This window comes from Citrobacter sp. Cpo030 (assembly GCF_030333005.1).
Taxonomy (GTDB): domain Bacteria; phylum Pseudomonadota; class Gammaproteobacteria; order Enterobacterales; family Enterobacteriaceae; genus Citrobacter; species Citrobacter portucalensis.
On record NZ_JAOWGT010000067.1, the window covers coordinates 63,679 to 79,912 of the forward strand.

At 53.1% G+C, this 16,234-nt stretch carries 16 protein-coding genes and 2 pseudogenes; 14 read left to right on the plus strand and 4 right to left on the minus strand.

The annotated features are described in order from the left end of the window. The first annotated feature begins 2 nt into the window (after positions 1-2). The 3 genes and pseudogenes from OGY37_RS13280 to OGY37_RS13290 form a co-directional block, all read left to right on the plus strand. A complete protein-coding gene (locus tag OGY37_RS13280; protein WP_286620982.1) occupies positions 3-557 on the plus strand; it encodes a DUF1722 domain-containing protein in 555 nt (184 codons plus the stop codon). Between the two features lie 18 nt (positions 558-575). After that, a complete protein-coding gene (gene phrB, locus OGY37_RS13285) occupies positions 576-1,994 on the plus strand; it encodes a deoxyribodipyrimidine photo-lyase (protein ID WP_286620984.1) in 1,419 nt (472 codons plus the stop codon). A 38-nt stretch (positions 1,995-2,032) separates the two neighbouring features. Next, a pseudogene (locus OGY37_RS13290) lies at positions 2,033-2,401 on the plus strand (Rpn/YhgA-type helix-turn-helix domain-containing protein); the annotation flags it as partial. Between the two features lie 46 nt (positions 2,402-2,447). Here the strand turns inward: OGY37_RS13290 and dtpD are convergent. Further along, a complete protein-coding gene (gene dtpD / locus OGY37_RS13295) occupies positions 2,448-3,929 on the minus strand; it encodes a dipeptide permease DtpD (protein ID WP_003831389.1) in 1,482 nt (493 codons plus the stop codon). Positions 3,930-4,218: 289 nt separating this feature from the next. Here dtpD and ybgI point away from each other — a divergent pair, with 289 nt between their 5' ends. Genes ybgI through nei form a run of 8 tightly spaced genes read left to right on the plus strand, consistent with a single transcriptional unit; the run spans position 4,219 to position 10,511 of the window. Continuing rightward, positions 4,219-4,962: a radiation resistance protein YbgI gene (gene ybgI / locus OGY37_RS13300; RefSeq protein WP_003831390.1), complete on the plus strand. Its 744-nt coding sequence runs from the start codon at positions 4,219-4,221 to the stop codon at positions 4,960-4,962. Between the two features lie 16 nt (positions 4,963-4,978). Beyond that, on the plus strand, positions 4,979-5,635 hold the full coding sequence (gene pxpB / locus OGY37_RS13305) for a 5-oxoprolinase subunit PxpB (protein ID WP_003831391.1): 657 nt from the start codon (positions 4,979-4,981) through the stop codon (positions 5,633-5,635). Next, complete coding sequence (gene pxpC, locus OGY37_RS13310; protein ID WP_286620986.1) at positions 5,629-6,561, plus strand: 5-oxoprolinase subunit PxpC; 933 nt, start codon at positions 5,629-5,631, stop codon at positions 6,559-6,561. Before pxpB ends, pxpC begins: the two co-directional genes overlap by 7 nt. Then, complete coding sequence (gene pxpA, locus OGY37_RS13315) at positions 6,551-7,285, plus strand: 5-oxoprolinase subunit PxpA (RefSeq protein ID WP_149335053.1); 735 nt, start codon at positions 6,551-6,553, stop codon at positions 7,283-7,285. Before pxpC ends, pxpA begins: the two co-directional genes overlap by 11 nt. Positions 7,286-7,336: 51 nt before the next feature. Next, on the plus strand, positions 7,337-8,059 hold the full coding sequence (locus OGY37_RS13320; protein WP_063940693.1) for a DUF969 domain-containing protein: 723 nt from the start codon (positions 7,337-7,339) through the stop codon (positions 8,057-8,059). After that, positions 8,056-9,051, plus strand: coding sequence for a DUF979 domain-containing protein (locus OGY37_RS13325; RefSeq protein WP_008784131.1), 996 nt, complete (start codon positions 8,056-8,058; stop codon positions 9,049-9,051). Before OGY37_RS13320 ends, OGY37_RS13325 begins: the two co-directional genes overlap by 4 nt. 9 nt (positions 9,052-9,060) lie before the next feature. Further along, positions 9,061-9,705: a pyroglutamyl-peptidase I gene (pcp, locus tag OGY37_RS13330; protein ID WP_003831398.1), complete on the plus strand. Its 645-nt coding sequence runs from the start codon at positions 9,061-9,063 to the stop codon at positions 9,703-9,705. 14 nt (positions 9,706-9,719) lie between these two features. Further along, entirely contained in the window at positions 9,720-10,511 is a 792-nt protein-coding gene (gene nei / locus OGY37_RS13335) for an endonuclease VIII (RefSeq protein WP_286546787.1), read from the plus strand. Here the strand turns inward: nei and OGY37_RS13340 are convergent. The 3 genes and pseudogenes from OGY37_RS13340 to OGY37_RS13350 form a co-directional block, all read right to left on the minus strand. Further along, entirely contained in the window at positions 10,508-11,554 is a 1,047-nt protein-coding gene (locus OGY37_RS13340) for an AbrB family transcriptional regulator (protein ID WP_286620988.1), read from the minus strand. The genes nei and OGY37_RS13340 overlap by 4 nt on opposite strands. A 175-nt stretch (positions 11,555-11,729) precedes the next feature. Further along, complete coding sequence (locus tag OGY37_RS13345) at positions 11,730-13,013, minus strand: citrate synthase (protein ID WP_003831404.1); 1,284 nt, start codon at positions 13,011-13,013, stop codon at positions 11,730-11,732. Between the two features lie 203 nt (positions 13,014-13,216). Then, positions 13,217-13,327, minus strand: a pseudogene (locus OGY37_RS13350) (hypothetical protein). Positions 13,328-13,710: 383 nt separating this feature from the next. Here OGY37_RS13350 and sdhC point away from each other — a divergent pair. From sdhC to sdhA, 3 genes are read left to right on the plus strand one after another with little or no spacing between them, the layout of a single operon-like run. Continuing rightward, positions 13,711-14,115, plus strand: coding sequence for a succinate dehydrogenase cytochrome b556 subunit (gene sdhC / locus OGY37_RS13355; protein ID WP_003831406.1), 405 nt, complete (start codon positions 13,711-13,713; stop codon positions 14,113-14,115). After that, positions 14,109-14,456 (plus strand): succinate dehydrogenase membrane anchor subunit, encoded by a 348-nt coding sequence (sdhD, locus tag OGY37_RS13360; RefSeq protein ID WP_003831408.1) that lies wholly within the window; start codon positions 14,109-14,111, stop codon positions 14,454-14,456. Before sdhC ends, sdhD begins: the two co-directional genes overlap by 7 nt. After that, a complete protein-coding gene (sdhA, locus tag OGY37_RS13365) occupies positions 14,456-16,222 on the plus strand; it encodes a succinate dehydrogenase flavoprotein subunit (RefSeq protein WP_003831409.1) in 1,767 nt (588 codons plus the stop codon). Before sdhD ends, sdhA begins: the two co-directional genes overlap by 1 nt. Positions 16,223-16,234: the final 12 nt, after the last annotated feature.

The following is a 16,234-nucleotide window of genomic DNA, read 5'->3' on the forward strand; positions in this document are numbered from 1 at the left end:
CGATGAGCACGAGAATTCCTGTTGGTATCCGCACCTGTCTGACCACAGAAGCGAGTGAGGCACCTCAGTTCGACGAAAATACATTAATACGTGTTTACGCTTTGCATGAATTGCACCGCCTGCGTCAGCGAAAATTAACGCGGGGCGCATTAATTGACTATCATACCCGCTACAAACTGGTACTACTGGCGCATTCCCAGCCAGAGTATCGGGAGCTTGGCCCCTTCGTTGCCGCAATCCATGAATGGCAAGATCTCGATGCTTTTTTTACCGAGTATCGCCTACGATTGACCCATCTGTTATTAAATCCTGCTACCCGGCGTAACCATACCAATGTATTGATGCACGTACAGGGCTATTTCCGTAATCAGCTCGATCTGCGTCAACGTCAGGAATTGACCTCGATAATCGATAACTATCGACGCGAGGCGCAGCCGCTACTTGCACCCTTAATGCTTCTCAAACACTATATGGCTGAGCACCCGAACACCTGGTTGTCCGGGCAACGTTATTTTGAACTCTGGTCTGCGATTTGGCGTTTACAGGGCAATGATTAATTTTTATCAGGGAGTGTTATGACCACGCATCTGGTCTGGTTTCGGCGTGATTTACGTCTGCATGACAATCTCGCGCTGGCGGCGGCTTGTCGGGATCGTTCTGCACATGTACTCGCGCTCTATATCTCCACGCCTGAACAGTGGAAGGCGCATGATATGGCCCCACGTCAGGCGGCATTGGTTAACGCGCAGCTGAACGCGTTGCAAACGGCGCTGGCAGAAAAGGGCATCCCGCTTCTGTTTCATGAAGTTGCTGATTTTGCGACCAGTGTGGAAACCGTCAAAAACGTCTGCGTACAGCATGGCGTCAGTCGAATATTTTATAACTATCAATATGAAATAAACGAACGCCAGCGTGATGCTGCCGTCGAAAAGTCATTACCTCAGGTGGTGTGCGAAGGGTTTGACGACAGCGTGATCCTGCCTCCGGGGGCGGTCATGACCGGTAATCACGAGATGTATAAAGTCTTTACGCCGTTTAAAAATGCCTGGCTGAAGCGGATAAAAGACGGGATCCCAGAATGTGTCAGTGCGCCGAAGGTGAGAGAAAGCGGTGCTCTTGACTCTCCATTAACATCCATCTCGCTGAGCTACCCGCAGCAGGATTTTAATACGCAGCAATTTCCGGCAGAAGAAAAATTGGCCATCGCGCAGTTACGCCATTTTTGCCAGCAGGCCGCCGGAGAATATGAACAACTGCGTGACTTTCCGGCGATTGACGGAACCAGTCGATTATCCGCAAGCCTGGCGACAGGAGGACTATCACCGCGCCAGTGCCTGAATCGACTGCTCGTGGAGCAGCCGCAGGCGCTTGAGGATGGGGCAGGTAGCGTTTGGTTGAATGAGCTTATCTGGCGCGAATTTTATCGTCATCTGATGACTTACCATCCGGCGCTGTGTCGGTATCAACCTTTTATTCGCTGGACCGATCGCGTGCAATGGCAGAATAATCCGACGCATTTGCAGGCCTGGAAAACAGGGAATACGGGCTACCCCATTGTGGATGCGGCCATGCGTCAGCTCAACGCAACGGGCTGGATGCATAATCGTTTACGCATGATTACCGCCAGTTTTTTAGTGAAAGACCTGCTGATCGACTGGCGTAAAGGCGAACAGTATTTTATGTCGCAACTGATCGATGGCGACCTGGCGGCTAATAACGGCGGCTGGCAATGGGCAGCCTCAACCGGAACCGACGCCGCACCGTATTTCCGTATCTTTAACCCCACGACGCAGGGCGAAAAATTCGACCGTGACGGTGAGTTTATCCGCCAGTGGGTGCCGGAACTGCGCGACGTGCCGGGTAAAGCTATTCATGACCCGTGGACGTGGGCTGAAAAAGCGCAGGTAACACTAAGTTACCCTCGCCCCATTGTGGATCATAAACAGGCAAGGCTGGCGACGCTGGCGGCATATGAGGCAGCGCGTAAGGGATAAGCGCGCAGCGGATTTTTGCGTAATACCTTCCAGCAGATCTGCAAAAACATATCCGTCAGCGGGATTTGCTGGGACTGGTAGATCAGCTTGCCACGCTGTTACTTACAGGGTGCGCTAATGACACACAACTACAGGCGATGTTTAATTACATCCTGCAATCCGGCGATGAATCTCGCTTTAATGAATTTATACAAGATATGACGCAACGGATCCCCCAACACAAGGAAAAGCTGATGACGATTGCGGAGCGGTTACGCTTAGATGGATTACAGGAAGGTTTGTAGCAAAGCAAACGAGAAACCGCATTACGTATAGCGCAAACTATGTTGGAGCAGGGAATAGATCGCAACATGGTGCTTCTGGTTACAGGTCTTTCTGAAGAGAAGTTGACTGCCAGTCATGCGTAATTCCTGAAAAAAGCCCGAATCAGATTACATCATCGGGCCCCTACACTCAGGATTCTACCGCCAGTGAACGGTTTCTGAACTTAAGCGACTGGTACAGCCAAATCATCAGCACCAGCACCACACAGGCCAGCGCGCCCCAGGTAATTTCACTAAAGACATCAATATAGGCATTGATGGAGTAGTTGATAGCGCCCGCAGCATCAAACGAGCCTTGTGAGGTCTGATCGGCGATAACGCCTGCCAGGTAATTGGCGATAGCACCGGAAAGCAGCATATAAATGCCGGTTAATACGCCGGTAACACCAGGGATCTCAATACGCGTAATTTGTGACATTGCCACCGGATCGATAAACAGTTCGGCAAAGCCCATGACCGCCAACCCAAGTACCATCAGCGGCATCGAAGAGTGGCCGTAAGCAGCGGACCAGCGAGCGCTCAAGGTTAGAATACAGAACCCAGCGCTCATTAAGCCGAGGCCAAGGGCAAATTTACCCCAGATACGTACGGTACGATTGCCACTCACGCTTTCTTTGACTACCCACGCCAGTACGATACCGCACAGCATAACGGCAAAAGCGTTAACCGACTGGAACATCGCGGTAGGGACGGAATACCCCAGAATATCGCGGTTAACGAAGCGGTCGATATACAGGCTGATCGAACTGCCGCCCTGTTGAGCAAAGGCCCAAAACAACAGGCTGAAGAAGGTCAGCGTGACGATAAGCCCCAGCTCTTTGCGTTGTTTCTGCGTCTGTGCCTGGCGATAAATCTTCGCCAGAACTGCCAGACCAATAATGGTGGCAACAATCAGTGCGTAAACGGACCACTCTTTCCAGAACAGCACGGTAATCAGCAGCGGTGCGGCAACCAACAAAACTAACAGCCAGGCCCAGTTTGGCAGAATAAAGGTTTTAGCACACAGAACGGCCTTGTTGACGCCGGTGGTGTGGGCGAAATGGCGATTACCACATAAGAATATCACCAGCCCTGCCAGCATGCCGATGGCAGCCAGCGCAAAGCCCATCGCCCAACTGTACTCTTCCTGCACGTATCCGCAGGCAATTGGTGCGATGATCGAACCGATGTTACCGGCGGCGTAGAGCAGAGAGAATCCACCATCGCGACGTGGGTCTTCAGGTTGATATAACTCGCCAAGCAGGCAACTGATATTTGATTTAAACAGACCGTAACCGCAGACAATTATCGCCAGCGACAAATAGAGGAACGCCGGGGCCATTTCACTGGCACCCAAAACCAGATGTCCCACCGCCATTAAAAATGCGCCGATCATCACCGCCATTCGATTGCCGAGCACTTTATCGGCCAGGTATCCCCCGAGAATAGGGGTGACATAGACCAGCGAGCAGTAGGCGCTGAACAGTTCATATGCGTGATTATCGTCGTACTTAAGCTGGTTAGTGAGATACAGGATCAGCAGCGCACGCATGCCGTAAAAACTGAAGTATTCCCAGATTTGTAGCGCGACAACGTAGTATATCGCCCGTGGTTGAGATGCTTGTTTATTCATTATTTTCTCGAAGTAAATGCCTCGCGACTGGCTGAACGTGCTGCGCGAGTGTGTTTCCTTAAAGTTGTAACTTTGATACAGATCTGATTATTTTTGCAATATGCTGTCTGATTGCATAAATATACATGAATTAGATCGCGTAGTGGTAAGCAAATCACGTTCAAAGCGGGTGTGATTGTTTCTTTATGTGTCAGTGAAATGGCTATCGACGAACGCAGGCGGGGACGCTATTTTAACCTAAGCTGTGTTGCTGATTGGGCAGGCAGAAATGATGACTACGAGGACGATGATGAAAAACACCGAACTGGAACAACTGATCAACGACAAACTAAACAGCGCCGCCATTAGCGATTATGCGCCGAATGGTTTGCAGGTTGAGGGCAAAGAGACGGTGCATAAAATCGTGACCGGTGTGACTGCAAGCCAGGCATTGCTGGACGAGGCGGTACGCCAGCAAGCGGATGCGGTTATCGTTCACCACGGTTATTTCTGGAAAGGCGAATCTCCGGTTATTCGCGGCATGAAGCGCAATCGTCTGAAAACGCTGTTAGAAAATGATATCAACCTGTATGGCTGGCACTTGCCGCTGGATGCACACCCGGAATTGGGGAATAACGCGCAGTTGGCCGCGCTGTTAGGAATCACCGTGATGGGTGAAATTGAACCGCTGGTGCCATGGGGAGAACTCTCCATGCCGGTTCCGGGGCTGGAGCTGGCATCGTGGATTGAAGCGCGTTTAGGTCGTAAACCGTTATGGTGCGGTGATACCGGGCCGGAGAAAGTTCAGCGCGTTGCCTGGTGTACCGGGGGCGGTCAAAGTTTTATTGATAGCGCAGCCCGATTTGGTGTCGACGCCTTTATTACCGGTGAAGTCTCTGAGCAAACCATTCACTCAGCCCGCGAGCAGGGGCTGCATTTTTATGCTGCCGGTCACCATGCGACCGAACGCGGCGGCATTCGCGCATTAAGCGAATGGCTGAATGAAAATACCGATCTGGACGTAACCTTTATCGATATTCCTAATCCAGCGTAATAAAAGAGGGATGAAAGTGCAGCGAGCGCGTTGTTATCTGTTAGGTGAAACGGCGGTGGTTCTTGAACTGGAGCCCCCCATCACGCTGGCGACTCAGAAACGCATCTGGCGTCTGGCTCAGCGTTTAGTTGACGCCCCGAATGTGCTTGAAGCTATTCCGGGAATGAACAATATCACGGTTACCCTGCGCGACCCGCAAACACTGGCGCTGGATGCGATTGAACGCCTGCAGCGCTGGTGGGAAGAGAGTGAAGCACTGGAGCCGGATTCACGCTTTATTGAAATACCTGTGACCTATGGTGGTGAGTTTGGCCCTGATCTGGCAGAGGTCGCCCGACACAGTGGATTAAGCGACAAGCAGGTCGTCGAACTTCATGCGTCAGTTGACTATGTGGTGTGGTTTATCGGTTTTCAGCCGGGATTTCCCTATCTCGGGAGCTTACCTGAACAGCTGCATACCCCCAGACGTGCGGAACCGCGTTTGCTTGTTCCGGCAGGTTCTGTCGGTATCGGTGGATCTCAAACGGGGATCTACCCGCTTGCCACACCCGGTGGGTGGCAATTGATTGGGCGTACCTCCGTTTCGTTATTTGATCCAAAACGGGAGGAGCCGATTCTGTTACGGGCTGGCGATACCGTGCGTTTTGTCCCGCAGAAGGAGGGGATATGTTAAACATCATCCGCGCTGGCATGTACACCTCAGTACAGGACGGGGGACGCCATAGTTTTCGTCAATCCGGAATTAGTCACTGCGGCGCGCTGGATAAACCGGCGCTGAACGTGGCTAACCTGCTGGTGGGTAATGATGCGAATGCCGCAGCGCTGGAAATCACGCTGGGGCAACTGGTGGTGGAGTTTGAAGCCGATGGCTGGTTTGCCCTGACCGGTGCCGGATGCGAAGCGCATCTGGATCGAACTCCCGTATGGAGCGGATGGCGGTTACCGGTAAAAGCCGGGCAGCGCCTGACGCTAAAACGCCCGCTTCATGGCATGCGCAGTTATCTGGCGGTAGCGGGCGGTATTGATGTTCCCGAAGTGATGGGCTCGCGTAGTACCGATCTGAAAGTGGGCATTGGTGGGTTTGAAGGGCGTCTGCTGCGTGATGGCGATCGACTGGCGATTGGCGTATCGACCCGGCAATTCAGCGGGCCACAAGGTGTAAAACAACTGATGTGGGGTAATCTCATTCGCGCACTGCCCGGCCCTGAGTATCAGGAGTTTGATGAGGTATCGCAGGCCTCTTTCTGGCGCTCGCCGTGGCAGCTTAGCCCGCAAAGTAACCGTATGGGGTATCGTCTTCAGGGGCAGCCGCTGACGCGCACGACCGATCGCGAGCTGCTGTCGCATGGTTTGCTCCCCGGCGTGGTGCAGGTTCCGCATAATGGCCAGCCAATCGTGCTGATGAACGATGCTCAGACGACGGGTGGCTATCCGCGCATCGCCTGTATCTTCGAGGCAGATATGTATCATCTGGCGCAGATCCCGCTCGGTCAGCCGATTCATTTTGTGCAGTGTTCGCTGGAGGAAGCGCTGAAGGCGCGGTACGACCAGCAGCGTTATCTGGAACAGTTAGCATGGCGACTTAACAATGAAAATTGATCTCAATGCAGACCTCGGTGAGGGATGTGCGAACGATGCAGCGTTGCTGCAATTGGTGTCATCGGCCAACATCGCCTGTGGGTTTCACGCCGGCGATGCGCAAACTATGCTCTCAAGCGTGCGTGATGCGTTAAAAAATGGTGTGGCGGTAGGCGCGCATCCCAGCTTTCCGGATCGGGAAAATTTTGGTCGTAGCGCCATGACTCTGCCTGCACAAACGGTGTATGCACAGACGCTGTATCAAATTGGCGCGCTGGCTGCCATCACGAGGGCAGAAGGTGGTGTGATGCGCCATGTCAAACCGCATGGCATGCTCTATAACCAGGCGGCGAAAGATCCTCAATTGGCCGATGCGATTGCGAAAGCGGTTCATGCCTGCGATCCGTCGCTGGTTCTGGTCGGGCTGGCGGGAAGCGAACTGATTCGCGCTGGAGAACACTATGGCTTGATAACGCGTCAGGAGGTTTTTGCCGATCGGGGTTATCAGGCCGATGGCAGTCTGGTGCCACGTAACCAGCCGGGCGCACTGATAGAGGATGAAGAACAGGCGCTGGCGCAAACGTTAGAAATGGTGCAATCCGGCAGAGTAAAAAGCCAAAGTGGAACATGGGCAAGCGTGACTGCCCAGACGGTATGCATTCATGGGGATGGTGAGCACGCACTCGCTTTTGCCCGTCGCTTGCGTAGCGCCTTTAATGCATGCAATATTCAAATTAGCGCATAATTTTTAATTTAAAACAATAAGATATTACACAACAACATAAGGGTTTTAATTATGGGAGAGGCTATTTCTCTCTGGCCATTGACGGGTATCGCCGTCATTGTGGTCGGATTTCTTTTACGTTTTAATCCGGTATTGGTGGTTATTATTGCCGGGATCGTCACGGGACTGGCGGCGCATATGCCGATCGCCACCATCCTCGAGAAGCTGGGTGAAGGTTTTCTTAACACCCGCAACCTGCCGTTTATCCTGCTGATCCCGCTGGCGGTTATTGGCCTGCTGGAACGCCACGGACTCAAAGAGCGTGCTCAGGCGTGGATTGCTAAAATCCGCAGTGCCACCAGTGGCCGTCTGCTTATTGTCTATCTGTTCATTCGCGAAGCGACTGCTGCGTTAGGGTTGACCAGTCTGGGGGGGCATCCGCAGATGGTGCGCCCGCTGCTGGCGCCAATGGCGGAAGGGGCCGCCGAGAAAAATCACGGCGAGATACCCGGCGCGGTTCGCTATCGCCTGCGCGCAATGTCAGCGGCGACCGATAACGTCGGGCTGTTTTTCGGTGAAGATATCTTTGTTGCCTTCGGCGCGATCATATTCATGCACAACTTTATGCTGGAGTCTGGTGGGATCCAGACCGAACCGCTGCATATCGCCTTGTGGGGGATCCCAACGGCAATTTGTGCTTTCCTGATCCACGGCACGCGTTTGTGGCGTCTGGATAGCTATTTGCAACGTGAGGTGGCGAAAGCGAATGCCGCAGCGAAAGGGGAAGCGAAATGAATTTTCAACAAAGCTATCTCTACTGGCTGGCAGGTGCGGTATTACTGATTGTGGCGCTGATGTCCTGGCAGGACAAAGCAAACCCGCGCCGCTTTACCACAGGCCTGTTTTGGGGCATCTATGGCGTACTGTTTCTGCTTGGTGACTGGACATACTCGCTGTTTGGCGATAAACGCGCAGTGCATATTGCCGTCGGCGTTGCGGTGGTCGTGCTGGCCCTGATCGCGGGTTTTGGCGGTGTGAAGCTGGGAAGCTACCATCAACGCACGCAGCAACAGCGCGAAGAAAGCGCCAGCCGCCTGGGCAACCGCCTGTTTTTCCCGGCATTAGCGATCCCGGTGGTAACGGTCATTGGCGTACTGATGTTCAACCATATTCCGGGCTTACAGGATGCGCTGTTCGGGCCGGGTAATCACGCCACGCTGGTAACGCTCTTTTCAATGACAGCGGGCTCGTTGATTGGTCTGGCGATGGCGATAAAAATGACCCATGAGCGGGTGCATCAACCGATTCAGGAGGCACGACGTCTGCTGGACTCCATTGGCTGGGCGTTCATTCTGCCGCAGATTCTGGCTACGCTTGGGCTGCTGTTTACAGCGGCGGGTGTGGGTAGCGGCATTTCATACCTGACGCAGGAATATCTGGCGGTGGATAGTCGCTTTATCGCGGTGGCGGTGTACACCATCGGCATGGCATTGCTGACCATGGTTATGGGTAATGCGTTTGCTGCTTTCCCGATTGTGACCGCTGGGATTGGTATCCCAATCCTCGTACTGCAACACGGCGGCAACCCAGCGGTAATGGCGGCGATTGGTATGTTCTCCGGCTATTGCGGGACGCTGATGACGCCGATGGCGGCGAACTTTAATATTGTTCCTGCAGCGTTGCTGGAACTACCGGACAAAAATGCGGTGATTAAAGCGCAGGTGCCAACCGGCGTACTGCTGCTACTGGTCAACGTGTTCCTGATGTATTTCCTGATGTTCCTGTAAGGAGGAAGGATGAAAACAGTACTCATCACGGGATTTGAACCCTTTGGCGGCGAGTCAGTTAACCCTTCCTGGGAAGTGGTCTCGAGCCTCGACAATGCTATTATCGGCGGATGCCGCGTTATTGCCCGCCAGCTGCCGTGCGTTTTTGGCGAGTCTCTCGCCGTACTCAATGCCGCGATTGACGCGTTGTCGCCATCTCTGGTGCTGGCGGTGGGGCAGGCGGGTGGTCGTACGGATATCACCGTGGAACGCGTGGCGATTAACGTTGACGATGCGCGTATTGCGGATAACCAGGGGCAACAGCCGGTCGATGTGCCGATTGTAGTCGATGGCCCGGCGGCATGGTTTAGTACGTTGCCGATTAAAGCGATGGTTGTCGCCATGCGCAACGCGGGAATACCGGCCTCGGTTTCCCAGACTGCGGGTACTTTCGTGTGTAACCACGTGATGTATGGCCTGCTGCATAAACTACGAGACGTACCGGCGGTGAAGGGCGGCTTTATTCATATCCCTTATTTGCCGCAACAGGCTGCACAGCATCCCGGGGCGCCAAGTATGGCGACAGAAACGGTGCGCCGTGCGCTGGAGATTGCGATTGCCACCGCCTTGCAAGTGGAAAGCGATATCGCAGTGACGGGCGGCGCAACACATTAACAAAGGAAAGTATTATGCCTGAAGGCCCGGAGATCCGCCGCGCGGCGGATAACCTGGAGGCGGCAGTCAAAGGCAAACCCCTGACGGATGTCTGGTTTGCCTTTGAGCAGTTAAAACCGTATCAATCTCAACTGATTGGGCAACGTGTAACCCAGCTTGAAACGCGGGGGAAAGCATTACTGACCCATTTTTCTAATGGCCTGACGCTGTACAGTCACAATCAGCTCTATGGCGTGTGGCGAGTGGTGGATACCGGCAAAATTCCGCAAACTTCGCGGGTACTGCGTGTCAGGCTGCAGACACACGACAAAACTATTCTGCTCTATAGCGCGTCTGATATCGAAATACTGACGCCAGAACAGCTCTCCACCCACCCGTTCCTGCAACGGGTAGGGCCGGATGTACTGGATTTACGTTTAACGCCCGATGAGGTTAAAGCGCGTCTGTTATCTCCGCGTTTTCGCAACCGCCAGTTTTCTGGTCTGCTACTGGACCAGGCGTTTCTGGCGGGATTAGGTAACTACCTGCGGGTAGAGATCCTTTGGCAGGTTGGGTTGACCGGGCAGCATAAAGCGTCGCAGCTTAGTGATGAGCAACTGGATCAACTGGCACATGCGCTGCTTGATATTCCGCGCCTGTCTTATACTACCCGTGGCCTGGTCGATGAGAATAAACATCACGGTGCGTTGTTTCGCTTTAAGGTCTTTCATCGGGACGGCGAAACCTGTGAGCGTTGTGGTGGAATAATCGAGAAAACGATGCTCTCTTCGCGCCCCTTTTACTGGTGTCCGGGTTGTCAGCACTAAGCGGGTTGTTTTGGTGCGTGCACCGAAATAAAACGCGCGACTGCGGGGCCAGTTAACAAAATGCTGAACAGTCGCAGGGTTTGCATCGCCATGATGAGCGCCATATCAGCGTGGCTTCCTGCGGCGATCACCGCAACAGAATCCACGCCTCCAGGACTGGTTGCCAGATAGGCAGTGAGAAAGTCGATCTGCATGTAATGCGCCAGTCCCCAGGCCATGGCGGCGCAGATCGCCATCAGTGAAAAAATGGACAACAGGATCTGTGGCAGTGGTCGTAATGCCATCAAAAAGATCTGCTTGTCAAAGCCAAGACCGATTTGCCAGCCAATTGACATGTAGGCTATTGCCAGTAGCCATTCCGGCAGTTCAATCGCCATCACTCCGCTTGCATTCAGCATGGCACCCACCAGCATTGGCAATAGCATAACGCCAGAGGGAATACGCAGTAGGCGTCCAGCCGTGCCGGCAACGGCGGCCAGCATCAGAGTGTTGAAAAGATTGCCGCTTAGCGGCGGAAACCAGATGATTTGTTCACTGATCGTTTGGGCTTGGTCGCCCATCACCAGCCGGGTGACCAGCGCAGCCGCGCCGACCACCAGCAGTACGCGCAGATACTGCATAAATGCCACCAGCCGGATGTCGGCTCCATAATCCTGGGCCATTGCGACCATTGCCGCTGCACCGCCTGGCGACGAGCCCCACGCACCGGTATTCCCCGGTAGATTACTGTAGCGAACCAGCAGCCAGCCGATTATCGCGCTGCTGATAAGGGTTGCCAGCAGGATAACAATCACCATCGGAAAGTGGGCTGCAAGGGTTGTAAAGATTGAACCGGTCAGATTTTGGGCAATCATGCAGCCGAGAATCGCCTGTGCGCCAAGAAATGTGCAGCGAGGAGGATGCAGCGAGATGCCGCGCATACTGAAAATGATGCCGACGATCATCGAACCGAGCAGCAAGGGGCCTGGAAGATGGATAAACAGAAAGAGCAGGGAAAGAAGGAGCGATAGCACAAACAACAGGCTCCACTGCAAAACAGGCATCCCATGCTCCTGAGTAAAATGTGAGAAATCTCAGTAAATCATAGAGAAAGCACGATAAGAATAAAATAATGTGGATCAAATAAAAACAGGCCGGACATAGGCATCACTGCTTTATCCGGCCTGGGAGCGTTTATAACTTTAAGCCGGACAAGCGCTAGCGCCATCCGGCAGACAATTAACGCTTAATATCAGACTTAAAATCGCGCTTGTCGTAGCCGGTGTACAGCTGACGCGGACGCGCGATTTTCATGCCGTCGGTGTGCATTTCGTTCCAGTGTGCAATCCAGCCAACGGTACGTGCCATGGCGAAGATCACGGTGAACATGGAGGACGGAATACCCATCGCTTTCAGGATGATGCCGGAGTAGAAGTCTACGTTCGGGTAGAGTTTCTTCTCGATGAAGTACGGGTCATTGAGCGCAATGTGCTCAAGTTCCATCGCCACTTCCAGCAGATCATCTTTGGTACCCAGTTCTTTCAGCACTTCGTGGCAGGTTTCACGCATGACGGTAGCGCGCGGGTCATAGTTTTTATAAACACGGTGACCAAAGCCCATCAGGCGGAAGGAATCATTCTTGTCTTTCGCGCGGCGAACAAATTCCGGAATGTGTTTAACAGAGCTGATTTCTTCCAGCATTTTCAGCGCAGCTTCGTTTGCGCCACCGTGAGCCGGTCCCCACAGGGAAGCAATACCGGCTGCGATGCAGGCAAACGGGTTAGCGCCAGAAGAGCCCGCGGTACGTACGGTAGAGGTTGAGGCGTTCTGTTCGTGGTCAGCGTGCAGGATTAAGATACGGTCCATTGCGCGTTCCAGGATAGGATTCACTTCGTATTTTTCGCACGGCGTAGAGAACATCATGTTCAGGAAGTTACCGGCGTAGGAGAGATCGTTACGTGGGTACACGAACGGCTGCCCGATGGAATATTTGTAGCACATCGCTGCCATGGTTGGCATTTTGGACAGCAGGCGGAAGGCGGCGATTTCACGGTGACGCGCGTTGTTTACATCCAGCGAGTCATGATAGAACGCTGCCAGCGCTCCGGTTACACCGCACATAACGGCCATCGGGTGAGAGTCGCGGCGGAAACCGTGGAACAGACGGGTGATCTGCTCGTGGATCATGGTATGGCGAGTGACTGTGGTTTTGAACTCGTCGTACTCTTCCTGCGTCGGTTTTTCGCCGTACAGCAGGATATAACACACTTCCAGATAGTTGGACTCGGTCGCCAACTGGTCAATCGGGAAGCCGCGATGCAGCAAAACACCTTCGTCACCGTCGATGAAAGTAATTTTGGATTCGCAGGATGCGGTAGAGGTGAAACCTGGGTCAAAAGTAAACATCCCTTTTGAGCCAAGGCTACGAATATCAATAACATCTTGACCGAGCGTACCTTTCAGCACATCCAGTTCAATAGCAGCGTCACCATTTAGAGTGAGTTTTGCTTTAGTATCAGCCATTTACGGTCTCCTTAGCGCCTTATTGCTTAAGACTGCCGGAACTTAAATTTGCCTTCGTGCATCAATAAACCGTTACCAGTTTGTTATTTGGCTCGCCGCTCTGCGAAAGAGGGGATGACCTGGGTACAGAGCTATGGGCGCTTGCAGGTAAAACGGTCTTTTCATGGCGAATAAACTGCAAATCAAGAACTTAGCAATCCGAATTATTTAACCTGTCTATCACTAATAACTGTCCTGAAGGTATTGGTCAATACTTCCACACTGTTACATAACTAAATCTCCGGTGAAAGAGTGACCCCATAACTTTTACGCATTATATGCTTTTTCTGGTGTCGTTTGTAACAACTTTGTTTAATGATTGTCAAATCAGATGATTAAAAATTAAAATAATGTTGTTATCGTGACCTATGTCACTGTTCGGGATAAAACCCGACAAACTATATGTAGGTTAATTGTAATGATTTTGTGAACGTCCTATACTGCCGCCAGGTCTCCGGAATACCCTGCAATCCCGAGCCAACCAGCGTTGTAACGTGTCGTTTTAGCATCTGGAAGCAGTGTTTTATATGACGCGTAGTTATAGTAAGGACGCTGTCTGACCCGCACGCAGACCGGAGGAAGGAAATCCCGTCGTCTTTCAGGCTACAGGTGTCTTCATCTTCTGTACCCGAAGTCTAAAGGGAATAATAAGAACAGCATGTGGGCGTTATTCATGATAAGAAATGTGAAAAAACAAAGACCTGTCAATCTGGATCTGCAAACGATCCGGTTCCCAATCACGGCGATAGCGTCCATTCTCCATCGCGTATCCGGAGTGATCACCTTCGTGGCGGTCGGGATTCTGTTGTGGTTATTGGGTACCAGCCTTTCCTCCCCTGAAGGTTTCCTCACCGCGTCATCCATTATGAATAACTTCTTTGTAGAGTTAATTCTGTGGGGGATCCTGATTGCGCTGGCATATCACGCCGTAATGGGCATTCGCCATCTGTTGATGGATTTTGGCTATATCGAAGAAACCCTCGAAGCAGGGACACGCTCCGCCAAAATTTGTTTCGTTATCATTGTCGTGCTTTCACTTCTCGCAGGAGTCCTCGTATGGTAAGCAACGCCTCCGCATTAGGACGCAACGGCGTACATGACTTCATTCTGGTCCGTGCTACCGCTATCGTTCTGACGTTATACATCATCTATATGGTCGGTTTCTTCGCCACCAGCGGCGAGCTGACGTATGAAGTCTGGACCGGTTTCTTCTCATCGGCATTCACCAAAGTCTTCACCCTGCTGGCACTTTTCTCCATCTTGATTCATGCCTGGATCGGCATGTGGCAGGTGTTGACCGACTACGTTAAACCTCTGGCTGTGCGCCTGATTCTGCAACTGGCTATCGTCGTTGCGCTGGTGGTTTACGTCATTTATGGATTTGTTGTGGTGTGGGGTGTGTAATGAAACTGCCAGTCAGAGAATTTGATGCTGTTGTGATTGGTGCCGGCGGCGCAGGTATGCGCGCGGCGCTGCAAATTTCCCAGAGCGGTCAGACCTGTGCGCTGCTCTCCAAAGTGTTCCCAACCCGTTCCCATACCGTATCCGCGCAGGGTGGCATCACCGTTGCGCTCGGTAATACCCATGAAGATAACTGGGAATGGCACATGTACGACACCGTTAAAGGGTCGGACTACATTGGTGACCAGGACGCTATTGAATATATGTGTAAAACCGGTCCGGAAGCGATTCTGGAGCTGGACCACATGGGGCTGCCGTTCTCTCGCCTCGACAACGGCACAATTTATCAACGTCCGTTTGGCGGCCAGTCGAAGAACTTCGGCGGCGAGCAGGCGGCTCGTACAGCGGCAGCGGCCGACCGTACCGGTCATGCACTATTGCACACGCTGTATCAGCAGAACCTGAAAAACCATACCACCATCTTCTCCGAGTGGTATGCGCTGGACCTGGTGAAAAACGCCGATGGCGCAGTTGTCGGTTGTACCGCGCTGTGTATCGAAACCGGTGAAGTGGTTTACTTTAAAGCCCGTGCGACCGTGCTGGCCACCGGCGGTGCTGGCCGTATTTATCAGTCCACTACTAATGCCCACATCAATACCGGTGACGGTGTTGGTATGGCTATCCGCGCAGGCGTGCCGGTGCAGGATATGGAGATGTGGCAGTTCCACCCAACCGGTATCGCCGGTGCTGGCGTTCTGGTAACAGAAGGCTGCCGTGGTGAAGGTGGCTACCTGCTGAACAAACACGGTGAGCGCTTCATGGAGCGTTATGCCCCGAATGCGAAAGACCTGGCGGGTCGTGACGTGGTGGCGCGTTCCATCATGATCGAAATTCGCGAAGGTCGCGGCTGCGACGGCCCGTGGGGTCCACACGCCAAACTGAAACTCGACCACCTGGGTAAAGAAGTGCTGGAATCCCGTCTGCCGGGCATTCTCGAACTGTCCCGTACCTTTGCTCACGTTGACCCGGTCAAAGAGCCGATTCCGGTTATCCCAACCTGCCACTATATGATGGGCGGTATTCCGACCAAAGTCACTGGTCAGGCGCTGACCGTGAATGAGCAGGGTGAAGATGTGGTGATCCCTGGGCTGTTTGCCGTCGGCGAAATCGCCTGCGTATCGGTTCACGGCGCCAACCGTCTTGGCGGCAACTCGCTGCTGGACCTGGTCGTATTTGGTCGTGCGGTTGGTCTGCACCTGCAGGAATCTATCGCTGAGCAGGGTGACCTGCTGGATGCGACCGAAGATGAAATCGACGCTTCTCTGGCGCGTCTGAACCGCTGGAACGGTAACCGTAACGGTGAAGACCCGGTGGCGATTCGCAAAGCGCTGCAAGAATGTATGCAGCATAACTTCTCGGTATTCCGCGAAGGCGATGCGATGGCGAAAGGTCTGGAAGAGCTGAAAGCGATCCGCGAACGCCTGAAAAATGCCCGTCTGGACGATACCTCCAGCGAGTTCAACACCCAGCGCGTTGAGTGTCTGGAGTTGGATAACCTGATGGAGACCGCGTACGCCACTGCAGTATCTGCAAACTTCCGTACCGAAAGCCGTGGCGCGCATAGCCGCTTCGACTTCCCGGAACGTGATGATGAAAACTGGCTGTGCCATTCCCTGTACCTGCCAGAATCGGAATCCATGACGCGACGTCAAGTCAATATGGAACCGAAGCTGCGCCCGGCATTCCCGCCGAAGATTCGTACTTATTAATGCGGAGACAGG